This is a genomic window from Ochrobactrum soli (genome assembly GCF_003664555.1).
Lineage (GTDB): Bacteria > Pseudomonadota > Alphaproteobacteria > Rhizobiales > Rhizobiaceae > Brucella > Brucella teleogrylli.
The window spans coordinates 52,101-62,921 of record NZ_RCHH01000009.1; the positions used below are offsets into that span (position 1 = coordinate 52,101).

Sequence of the window (10,821 nt, forward strand, 5' to 3'; positions counted from 1 at the left end):
CCTACACCCTTGCCCGCCCTATGACGCAAGCCGGGTGAGGATTGGCAGTATTCGTTCGGTGATGGCTGCGCCCAATGGTATGTGCGCCGCGCTCCAGATGGCAGTCTCGGCAATCTTTAGACCGCTTAGTAGTTTGGGGGCAGAGTAGTGGCGGCCATTGTGAGGGCCAGAGCCGAGGGGGTGTGTATGACCATCCAGACACCGGATATTTCGCGGAGCAAAAGCATGACGCAAGAGCGGACCGGCTGTCGCCTGTGCGGTAAGCGGCTCAAACACACCTTTGTGGATCTGGGCATGTCGCCGCCCTGCGAAAGTTTCGTTGCCGCCGATCAGCTGGACCGCATGGAGCCTTATTACCCGCTCTATGCGCTGGTCTGCGATCATTGCTATCTCGTGCAGCTGAAGGAGTATTTTTCGCCCGCCGAGATTTTCACGGAATATGCCTATTTCTCGTCCTTTGCGACAAGCTGGGTGGATCACGCCAGAGCCTATTGCGACGCGATCACCGAAAGGCTGGAACTGGACGAGAACAGTTTCGTGGTGGAAGTCGCCAGCAATGACGGCTATCTGCTGCAGCATTTCCTGCCAAAGGGCATTCCGGTTCTGGGCATAGAACCTGCGGCCAATGTGGCGGAAGCCGCAATCGCCAAGGGCGTGCCAACCCGGGTTGATTTCTTCGGCGCGAAACTGGCGCTGGAAATGCTCGGTGCTAATCAAAGCGCCGATCTCATTATCGGCAACAATGTTCTGGCGCAGGTGCCCGATCTGAATGATTTCGTGCGCGGTATGCAGCTTCTGCTGAAACCCGAAGGTGTCATCACGCTGGAATTTCCGCATCTTGCCAATCTGATTGAGTTCAACCAGTTCGACACGATCTATCACGAGCATTTCTCGTATTTCTCGCTGCTGACCATTCGCTTCATGGCGCACAGGCACCACCTCAAGATCATCGATGTCGAGGAAGTGCCGACCCATGGCGGATCGCTGCGGGTCTATCTGGCGCGCACCGGCAGCAAGCGCAAGGCGTCGCCCCGGGTAGCGGCCCTTCTCAAGAAGGAAGAGAGCTTCGGCCTCACCGATATCGCGACCTATGAACAGTTTGCGGAAAAGACCCGTCACGCCAAGCGTGATCTCCTGTCCTTCCTGATTGCAGCCAAGAATTCGGGCAAGCGCATCAGCGGTTATGGTGCGCCGGGCAAGGGCAACACGCTTCTGAACTATTGCGGCATCGGCACGGATTTTCTGGATTTCACCGTGGACCGCAATCCCTACAAGCACGGGCGCTATACGCCCGGCATGCATATCCCGATCTATGACGTATCGGCGATAGACAAATACAAGCCGGACTACATTCTCATCCTGCCTTGGAACTTCAAGGATGAGATTATCCGGCAGATGCAGCACGTGGTCGAATGGGGCGCGAAATTCATTATCCCCATTCCTCATGTCCGATTGATCGATCCAGCTCTGATTGCAGAGGAGCGTTAGTCATGAAAGTCGTTCTGTTTTGCGGCGGTCTTGGAACCAGAATCCGCGAATATTCGGAAAATGTGCCCAAGCCAATGATCCCGCTCGGCCACCAGCCGATCCTGCATCATGTCATGGAGTATTACAGCGATTACGGCCACAACGACTTTGTCCTCTGTCTCGGTTACAAGGCCAATGTCGTGAAGGATTTCTTTCTGACGATCCGCCCGCAGACTTTCGCCGATTGCGTCGTCTCCAATGGCGGGCGCAATGTCGAATTGCTGGAGGAAGTGGACCGCGACTGGAGCGTGACCCTGCTCGACACCGGCATCTGGCGCAATATCGGCGAGCGCCTGTGGAGCGCGCGTGCCCATGTCGAGAAGGAGGACATGTTCCTCGCCAATTACAGCGATGGTCTGAGCGATGTCGATCTCGACGACATGACGCGGCGTTTCGAGGCGAGCGGCAAGATAGCCTGCTTCCTCGCCGTGCGTCCGCCGCTGACCTATCATCTGGCGGATATCGCCGAAGGCGGGGACGTGCGGGCTTTTCGGACGTCAAACACCTCTGATATCTGGATCAATGGCGGTTATTTCCTCTTCCGCAAGGAAATCTTCGATTACATGCGAGAGGGCGAAGAGCTGGTGCTGGAACCGTTCAGCCGTCTTATCGCCGACAATCAACTGATGGCCTATAAATATGAGGGCTTCTGGCGTTCAATGGATACGCTGCGCGACTGGCAGACGCTGGAAGACATGGTCGAGAAGGGCGATATGCCCTGGAAGAAACACAAGGCGGAGCAGCGCGCAGCCAACATCGCCATAGCGTTATGATCGACCTGCGTTCTCTCGCCAATCCGGGCAGGCCGCTTCAGCTCTTATGTCTGGGCGCGCATTCGGACGATATCGAAATCGGTTGCGGGGGAACGCTCCTCAGTCTGATCGAAGCGGGAACGCCGATGCACATCGAATGGTGTGTGTTGTCGGGCAGTGGAGAACGACGCGCCGAGGCGGAGGCTTCAGCGCGCGATTTTCTGCGCGGTACGGAAAATCCCGGCATCCGGCTTGCGGCGTTTGAGGACAGTTATTTCCCGGCGCAGATCCGCGAGATCAAGGCGTGGCTGATCGAACAACGCAGCCGCCAGACGCCGGATATTGTTTTCACCCACCGCCACGGCGACGCGCATCAGGATCACCGCACAGTCAACGAACTGACCTGGAACCTCTTCCGCGACCAGCTGATCCTCGAATATGAAATCCCGAAATGGGATGGCGACCTCGGCCAGCCCAATGCCTATTCGGCCCTTTCGGCGGCGATCATGGAACACAAGGTCGAGCTTTTGATGAAGCATTTCGGCACACAACGTTCGAAGGACTGGTTCGACCCCGAAACATTTCGCGGATTGGCGCGATTGCGCGGTATGGAATGTCGCGCGCCGGAAACCTATGCCGAAGCGTTTCATATGCGCAAGCTGCGACTGTTTTAGCTTTGTCTGGAGATACAAAAAAGCCCGTCGCGCTGGGAGGAGGAGTGCGCAACGGGCTGATTGGTAAAGCGCGATTGGGAGGAGGAGTATCGCGCTTCGTGTCCGGTTTCTGGGAGGAGGAGTGAAACCGAACAACGTGAAAATAGGTGCGCGGTCAGAGGTTTACAAGAGGACATGCTGCAGGGCAGCTATGCATTTTTTAAAGGGCTAAAAAAGAAACCGCCCCGCAGCGGTCTAGCGCGCTGGGGCGGTCACTCCCTCCTCCAAGTGGAGCACACAATAATGTGGGAGTTTCTAAAAGCAAGCCCCCGACAAAACTCTATAAATTTCAGAAAATACTGAAATCCATGAAGCTAATTGAGTAGTTGCCGGGTCTCCTGCTGATGAGCGGTTGGGTCTCGACTGATCTCGGGTCGTACTCGCCCACACTGTGTGGCTCCCAGCCGAACAAAACTTTGGCTAATATTTGATATATTTTATGGACTATCTAATTGCCGTGAGGCGGAGTGGAACCACGGCACCTGTGTGAAGCTGTCATTTGAGTGCGCTTCGCAGTTGTACCCCGCAATTCTCCGAGATTGCTATTTCCATTTTGGAACAGGTGTGATTAGGTTCGCGCCGACGGATTTAAGGAATCAGTCTTCAAATTTCACTGATGCGATAGGCTTGCGCGGTGGAAATTTAGACAGGACTATAAAAACTCTGACTCAATAAGAGTTTCAAAAAAAGCCTTATGATCTCGGGTGTTTAACCAGATCGCCCTCCCAATTAAGTGGGATAATTATCCGTTCTGATCACGTAATCTTTCAGACTGGAACCCTTTGTTGGTTTTAGAATCGGTCTTTAGTCGCCATTTTTTCCCTGCGTGCACTCCTGAGAGCTCGCCCGCCTCGCGCCCCTAAGCCCCCCGCCCAAACGCGAGGCGGTTCCTTATCCAGGAACCATCAGTTTTTCCCAAGAATCGTAACAATCGAATATGCTGGCTTCGGTCCGCGCATTTTGAGTTGCAACGCGCGTTACCCTTCAGTTCGTATAAAAATCGCAGTCACGTTTTAAGACGTTACGCAGCGTCACATTTGATTGGGATTTAATCGTAAATCTGAAGCGCTTTCTTCTGTGGAAGACGCCGAAAAGCCCGGCTGATGCCCTATTCTTCGGGTACGTTTAAGCCAGTTGAGTCGATTGGTGCGCGAGGTGCACCGCAGCTTGGCCACGTCTTGGAATGCATGCAGCAGCGGGTCCGGCTTCATGCTAGCGCGCCTTCGCTTCGTCGGAGGGGTTACATGTCAGGACGTCAGCCAAAAATTAACCATCTGTTAACCATTCCGCATATAGACCGAGTAAACCGTTTTTTAACCAAGATGAATCAAGTGCTAACACAATCCCGTCCGATCCGTTTGAAAGGGCGCTCCTTTCTTGCGCTGGTGCTCTCGCCTGAACTGCCGCTGGATGGCTGGCTGGACAGGCTAGACGATCTTGCCGCGCGTTCGGCGGGGTTCTTTCTGAACCGGCCAGTCGTGCTTGATCTTGAGAATCTGGTTATCGAACGGATGCAGCTGGTTCAGCTACTGGAAGATCTTGCAGGTCGCGGTGTCTGGATCACGGGGTTTGAAAATGCGCGTCCTTCGCTTCTCGGTCCTGGCATGCCGCCAGCGCTGCGTGGCGGGCAGGTGGCCGCGGATTTCAATCCCGAGGTGAGCGAGCCTGCGGCCCCGGCAAAGCCGGCTGCAACCGCAGCACCCGCCAATGTGCAACTGGTGAAGGCCGTCCCTTCGATGGTGGTAACGGAGCCTGTGCGCTCCGGCCAGTCCATCTATTTCCCGGATGGCGACGTTACTGTTGTCGGTTCGGTGGCTTCTGGTGCGGAAGTGGTGGCGGGCGGTTCGATCCATGTCTATGGCGCGCTGCGCGGTCGTGCGATGGCCGGGACGGCAGGCAATTCCAACGCGCGCATTTTCTGCCGCAAGATGGAAGCCGAATTGGTTGCAATCGACGGCCTCTACAAGACGGCTGAAGACATGGAAGCCCGGTTGCGCGGTCAGGCGGTGCAGCTCTGGCTCGATGGCGATTACATGATGGCCGAAACGCTCGGTTGATCGAATTTATTGAAAAGAAATCATGTCCGGTTGGGCGGGCAATACTCTCATAAGGCGTGCGGGAGCTACAGGAGACCAATATGGCAAAAGTAATTGTTGTAACTTCCGGCAAGGGTGGCGTTGGCAAAACGACATCCACCGCAGCCATCGGCGCCGCTCTTGCGCAGCGCGGTGAAAAGACTGTCGTTATCGACTTCGATGTCGGCTTGCGCAATCTCGATCTGGTGATGGGCGCCGAACGCCGCGTGGTGTTCGATCTGGTAAATGTGATTCAGGGCGATGCGAAGCTGCCGCAGGCGCTTATCCGCGACAAGCGTCTCGACACGCTTTATCTGCTGCCCGCCTCCCAGACCCGCGACAAGGACAACCTCACCACCGAGGGCGTTGATCGTGTGATCGAAGACCTCAAGAAGGAATTCGACTGGATCATCTGCGACAGCCCGGCCGGGATCGAGCGCGGCGCGACGCTTGCCATGCGCCATGCCGACATGGCCGTTGTGGTGACCAATCCGGAAGTGTCGTCGGTGCGCGATTCCGACCGTATTATCGGCCTTCTCGACGCCAAGACTCTCAAGGCCGAGCGCGGCGAACGGGTGGAAAAGCATCTTTTGCTGACCCGCTACGACCCGATCCGCGCCGAACGCGGCGACATGCTGAAAGTCGAAGACGTACTTGAAATCCTGTCTATCCCGCTTCTGGGCATCATCCCTGAAAGCCAGGATGTGCTGCGCGCATCCAATATCGGCTCTCCAGTGACGCTTGCCGACCAGCGCAGTGCGCCGGCTCTGGCCTATCTGGATGCAGCACGCCGTCTGGCGGGCGAAGAAGTGCCGATGACTGTTCCATCCGAAAAGCGCAGCCTTCTGGGCAAAATTTTCGGAAGGAGAGCGGCATGAGCCTATTTCGTTTCTTCACCAAGCAGGCATCGGCGCCCTTGGCGCGCGAACGTCTGCAAGTTCTGCTGGCGCATGAGCGAGCGTCCGAGGGACATTCCGATCTTGTGGCTGTGCTGAGGGAAGAAATTCTGGCGGTGATCGCCAAACATATCCAGATCGATCGCGACAAGGTCAGCGTGAAGATGGATCGGGGAGATCAGATGTCGACACTGGAAGTCGATATCGAGCTTCCCTTGAAGAAAAAGGTGCGGGCAGCCTGATCTTCAAAGCATTTCCGGCAAATCGTGTCTGGAAGTGCTTACTATAACGTGCGGGGGCGATAATGGAGGGATTTTTCCATGAACCGCGGCACACTTCTTATCCGTCTGAAGGAGCTTCAGGAACTGCCAAAGTTTCAGAAGCGCGATATCTGTACGGTAAGCGCCTTTCTACCTCTCGACGCTCTGGCAGAACATGTCAGGGTCTGCGAGGAGGCCGCAGGCGTAGCGCAAACGGGGCAGGATCATTGATCCTGCCTTTTTCGCTGGCTCATGCGTCTTTTACGGCACGGCAAAATGCGTCTGCAAATAGCAGCCGAGAAACAAAAGCACGACCGCAGCCGCTATGAGAGCCAGAATTTTCATAAAACAGCATTCGCTCAATCTCCGCTCACGTTCAATAAAACTGATGGTGATCGACGTGCGGAGGCAGGGAACGTATCAGGCGGTGTTCTGCAGCAGTTCGCGCCGCGCTGTTGCGACAACCTGCTGCGTCAAATCGGAGAGCCGATCAGCCGCAAGCCGATTGACCTGCCAATAGAGCGGTACGTCGAGCGGTGTGTCGGCTACAAGTTCGACCAGCTGGCCGGATGCAAGGTGGTCCTTCACCAGCACGTTTGGGTTTACACCCCAGCCCATGCCGTCAAGGCTCGCTTCGACAAATCCTTGCGTAGAAGGTAACCAATGCGTCGGGCAATTGACATCCGCCTTCAGGTTGTCCTTGATCCAGCGCTCCTGTAGCCGGTCTTTCTGGTTGAAAGTCAAGGCTGGCGCAGTGGCAAGCGCATCCGGCGTCACGCCATTTTTGAAATATCGTTCCATGAAATCCGGCGATGCGGTTGCGTGATACCGCAGCGTGCCGAGCGGAACGATACGGCAGCCTTGCACCAGTTTCGCGTGAGAGGACACAGCCGCCAGAACACGCCCATGCTGAAGCCATTCGGCTGTGTGATCCTGATCATCCACGGCGATGTTGAGAAGATGCTCGGAACCTTTGGTAAAAGCGGAAATGGCTTTCAAAAACCATGTTCCCAGACTGTCGGCATTGGTGGCGATGTTCAGCGTGACGCGCTGCTTCAGGTCGTCCGGCCCGGCAAGGGCTGGCAATTCTTCCAGCAACTCGCGTTCCAGCATACCCACCTGTTCGATGTGGCGACAAAGCCAGTCGCCTTTTTCGGTCGCGGTGCAAGGCGTCCCGCGCGAAATAAGCACCGTGCCAAGCCGCTCCTCCAGATGTTTCACCCGTTGCGATATGGCAGACGGCGTCACGTTCAAGGCGCGGGCCGCTTTCTCGAAACTGCCAGTTTGCACGACCATCGCGACGGCACGAAGTGCGGAATAATCGATCATTAGTTTATCTTAATTATAGTTAGTATCTTTAACTATACTAATCCAGACGAGGTTTGTATCCAAGCGCTATCAACCATTCCAATTTGCGTGGCATCTGGCGCCATGCTCCGTAGCGAGCCGAAATGAATTTCTCCGTTTATCTGACGGGCCTGACCATGGGCCTCAGCCTGATTGTAGCCATCGGCGCGCAGAACGCTTTTGTTCTGCGGCAGGGGCTGCGCGACGAGCATGTCTTCGCGGTCAGTCTTGTCTGTGCTGTTTCGGACGCAGTACTGATCACGCTAGGGATCACCAGCTTTCAGAAGATCGCGGCGGCGCTTCCGTCAATCGATCCGGTCATGCGCTATGGCGGTGCCGCTTTTCTGATTTGGTATGGAGCGCTAAGCCTTTATTCGGCAATCACATCGTCAACGGCGCTTTCGACCGGCAACGGTCAGGCAACAGGCTTGGGGAAAACCATTGCCACCTGCCTCGCTTTGACCTGGCTCAATCCGCATGTCTATCTGGATACGGTTGTCTTGCTGGGCACGATCTCTACCCAGTTTCCGGGCCTCGAAAGCGCATTCGCTATGGGCGCCATCACGGCTTCGTTCGTATTTTTCTTTTCGCTGGGATTTGGTGCGCGCTGGCTACGCCCGGTTTTCGCCAAGCCGTCCGCCTGGCGTGTGCTGGAGGGCTTGATTGCTTTTGTAATGTGGGCAATCGCATGGAAGCTACTGACCGGTGCATAAGCGCCGGTTCGCTCTCTATCCGGTTTATTCTTCCGAACTCTGCTGCCGAATCCGCTCGGAAACAAAGGTATGCAATGTGAACGACGTAGCCGGATTGTGATCCGGTGATTTTGGAAAACCTTTCAAATCCTGCGGCGCTATACCGAACCGCTCCTTGAAGAATTTGGTAAACTGCGCGCGGTCTGAAAAGCCGCAGGCATAGGCGACTTCCTTCATGCTCAGCCGTCGTCCGCCATCATTGATGAGGCGTCGATAAGCAAGGTCGAGCCGCTTGTTGCGGATCAGCTTTGTGACACCGTTGTCAGGTTCAAACGCGCGATAGAGATGAGAGTGCGACAGCTTGAACTGTTGCATAATGCTCTTTGGCGAAAGGTTCGGATCAGCCAGGTTCGCGTCGATATGGTCGAGCACGCGCTGACGCAGCGGCTGGCTGACGGCAAGATATTCTTCCAATGTGAAAGCCTGCCTGTTGATCGCCGCTTTCAGCAGAACCATCAGGGATTCCTGAATTTCAGGATAATCATTCTGGTCGATCGTATCGATGATCCGGTCGAGTGTCAGAATGAAATTGAACAGGATCTTGTTGGTTGCAATGTTGGAAGGCAGCACGAGACCGTGCAGGTTCTTGCCCGGAAAGGCCTTGTTGAGTTCCTTGCGCGGAATGGCCAGCGTCACGCGTGCGCCAGCCTCTTTCTTGCTGGTCAACACCTGCGTCAGATCGAGAATGAATATGTCGCCCGGCTTCACATCGACATTCTTGCCGTTGAAGTCGCCCCGGTAGTCGCCAGCCAGAACCAGTTGCAGCAGATAAAGGTCGAGATCCGTTCTCGCGATGATTTTCGGCGTTCGATCACAGAACTGGCTGCTGAATGTGGTATTGCCGACCACCATGTCGCCGAACAGACGCGAGCGGACGGAGCCGCTCATGACTTTGTCGCCCTTTTCGAGCGTTGGCGAAACCTCATAGATGATGGACGACGTGTCCCGCCAGAAATCATTGCGGATTTTCTCGTCAACCATATCCGCCGATATGTAATGGCCGCTCTTCATGTGCCCCCAACTGCGACAATTATCAGCTGGCAACTTTGCATGCGCATAAGCTTACGCACTTTTTAAGCATCCAACTGTTTCCTACTACTCCCAAGCCTGGACCTATTCTATCAAATTTGTCCCTCAAAACGCAAGATGGGACAAAAATACCGCATATTAGGGACATACATGTATTGTCAGTGCGATTGCCTCAGCTATTTCTATTAAGTCGAATTCTTTATTGTTAGATCTTGGTGAAGTATCGAATTGCGGAATTAAATCAGGGTCTAACGCGATAACCGCCCGCCCGATGTTCGAAGTAAAGCTGTCTCGTTGAAACGGGTATTCCAGATCAATTAAATCGTTGGATTAAACAACTCTTATATTGAAAGAAAAATCTGGCGGAGGCGGTGAAATTATACAGCGGGCGCAATTCAGGGTTGCCAAGCCATCATTCTGTTTACGACGGAAAAAGTCGCATATGCGAAGGTTTTGGCGGAATTATCCCCACCAGACGTCGCTATCCCTCACGGATATAGACGCTTGGCGTCGCTTGAGCAGGGCGCGCTCGACACAACGAAAACCTTTCACTGGAACAAACCGCTTTATCAGAAAGGATCGATTATGATCGTGAAGCGAAGAACGCAGCTGCTTGCCAGCATGGTGGTGCTTGCACTGGCGTCACCCGTGCAGGTCGCGTTCGGGCATGACTGGGATCATGACCATTGGGGCCATCATGACCATGATTTTCCGCCTTTCGGTCATGACCATGGTTTTCATCATCACGATCATGCTGGTGCTGCCGTTGCCGCAGGGATTCTCGGACTGGCGATTGCCGCCGCCATTGCCGACAATGGCAACAACCGTCCTCACGATGTTTATGCTCCGCCGCCACAACCTTATTATGCGCCGCCGCCTTATCGCCTGAGCAACGGCATCACCTGTTATCCGGCGCAGCGGGCCTGTTACCTGGCGAACGGACATTATGCGGGCCTCACGACCCATTCGCAGTTCGGCAATTAGGACATATTATGAAATTTCATCATTTTTTACTGGGTGCGGCATTGCTGGCAGCCTTTCCAAAAGTGGCTATGGCTGAAGACGCTGCCAATAATCGGCTCCATGCCGCTTGGGACGCTCTGGCCAAGGGCGAAGGCGAATTTCTGTCAACGAAGCAATTTGCCAGCCTGAACAATCTCGCCTATCAGGCGGCCATCGTCAGGCTCTGCGATGGGCATGAGCTCGATCATGAAGCATTCCGCAGGAAAATTGAAGACGTCATCAAAGATACGGACAAAAAGCTGAGCGACGAGCAGGCCGATCTGCGCGAAGCAGCTGTTCTTGTGGCCTTCGGCGCGCGTTTTGGTCTGTTTCTCGCCGAAGGCAGCGATGACAGCAAGCCAGAGTTTTGTGCATCCGCCGACGAAATCAAATCCTCGCAGGACATTTCAGTTCTGGCGAAGTGAGGCGACTGCCGATCAAAACGAAGCCTCCCGTGCTGTCCGCGCG

12 protein-coding genes are annotated in these 10,821 nt (G+C 54.9%); 10 read left to right on the forward strand and 2 right to left on the reverse strand.

What is annotated here, in order from left to right; genetic code table 11:
• Positions 1-186: 186 nt before the first annotated feature.
• The 7 genes from D8666_RS15945 to D8666_RS24255 all read left to right on the forward strand — a co-directional run bounded on the left by D8666_RS15945 (position 187) and on the right by D8666_RS24255 (position 6,454).
• Entirely contained in the window at positions 187-1,488 is a 1,302-nt protein-coding gene (locus D8666_RS15945) for a class I SAM-dependent methyltransferase (protein ID WP_109367684.1), read from the forward strand.
• Between the two features lie 2 nt (positions 1,489-1,490).
• On the forward strand, positions 1,491-2,300 hold the full coding sequence (locus tag D8666_RS15950) for a sugar phosphate nucleotidyltransferase (RefSeq protein ID WP_121538746.1): 810 nt from the start codon (positions 1,491-1,493) through the stop codon (positions 2,298-2,300).
• Positions 2,297-2,953 carry a PIG-L deacetylase family protein gene (locus D8666_RS15955; protein WP_121538748.1) on the forward strand — a complete coding sequence of 219 codons (657 nt, stop codon included), beginning with the start codon at positions 2,297-2,299 and terminating at the stop codon, positions 2,951-2,953. The genes D8666_RS15950 and D8666_RS15955 overlap by 4 nt, the downstream gene beginning before the upstream one ends.
• A 1,361-nt stretch (positions 2,954-4,314) precedes the next feature.
• Positions 4,315-5,049: a septum site-determining protein MinC gene (minC, locus tag D8666_RS15965; protein ID WP_109367681.1), complete on the forward strand. Its 735-nt coding sequence runs from the start codon at positions 4,315-4,317 to the stop codon at positions 5,047-5,049.
• 80 nt (positions 5,050-5,129) lie between these two features.
• Complete coding sequence (minD, locus tag D8666_RS15970) at positions 5,130-5,945, forward strand: septum site-determining protein MinD (protein WP_109367680.1); 816 nt, start codon at positions 5,130-5,132, stop codon at positions 5,943-5,945.
• Complete coding sequence (gene minE / locus D8666_RS15975) at positions 5,942-6,205, forward strand: cell division topological specificity factor MinE (RefSeq protein WP_109367679.1); 264 nt, start codon at positions 5,942-5,944, stop codon at positions 6,203-6,205. Before minD ends, minE begins: the two co-directional genes overlap by 4 nt.
• Before the next feature lie 78 nt (positions 6,206-6,283).
• The gene (locus D8666_RS24255; RefSeq protein ID WP_167836099.1) at positions 6,284-6,454 is read left to right on the forward strand and encodes a hypothetical protein; all 171 of its coding nucleotides are present in this window, start codon (positions 6,284-6,286) and stop codon (positions 6,452-6,454) included.
• Between the two features lie 189 nt (positions 6,455-6,643).
• Here the strand turns inward: D8666_RS24255 and D8666_RS15980 are convergent, their stop codons facing one another.
• A complete protein-coding gene (locus tag D8666_RS15980; protein ID WP_109367678.1) occupies positions 6,644-7,552 on the reverse strand; it encodes a LysR family transcriptional regulator ArgP in 909 nt (302 codons plus the stop codon).
• A gap of 122 nt (positions 7,553-7,674) precedes the next feature.
• Here D8666_RS15980 and D8666_RS15985 point away from each other — a divergent pair, with 122 nt between their 5' ends.
• Positions 7,675-8,283, forward strand: coding sequence for a LysE/ArgO family amino acid transporter (locus tag D8666_RS15985; RefSeq protein WP_109367677.1), 609 nt, complete (start codon positions 7,675-7,677; stop codon positions 8,281-8,283).
• A gap of 24 nt (positions 8,284-8,307) precedes the next feature.
• Here D8666_RS15985 and D8666_RS15990 read toward each other — a convergent pair whose 3' ends face one another.
• Positions 8,308-9,333, reverse strand: a complete 1,026-nt coding sequence (locus D8666_RS15990; RefSeq protein ID WP_109367676.1) for a helix-turn-helix domain-containing protein — start codon at positions 9,331-9,333, stop codon at positions 8,308-8,310.
• A 522-nt stretch (positions 9,334-9,855) separates the two neighbouring features.
• On the opposite strand from D8666_RS15990, the gene D8666_RS15995 reads away from it, so the two are divergent.
• Together D8666_RS15995 and D8666_RS16000 are read left to right on the forward strand one after the other, a co-directional pair.
• Positions 9,856-10,335: a hypothetical protein gene (locus tag D8666_RS15995; protein ID WP_109367675.1), complete on the forward strand. Its 480-nt coding sequence runs from the start codon at positions 9,856-9,858 to the stop codon at positions 10,333-10,335.
• Between the two features lie 8 nt (positions 10,336-10,343).
• Positions 10,344-10,778 (forward strand): hypothetical protein, encoded by a 435-nt coding sequence (locus D8666_RS16000; RefSeq protein WP_109367674.1) that lies wholly within the window; start codon positions 10,344-10,346, stop codon positions 10,776-10,778.
• Positions 10,779-10,821: the final 43 nt, after the last annotated feature.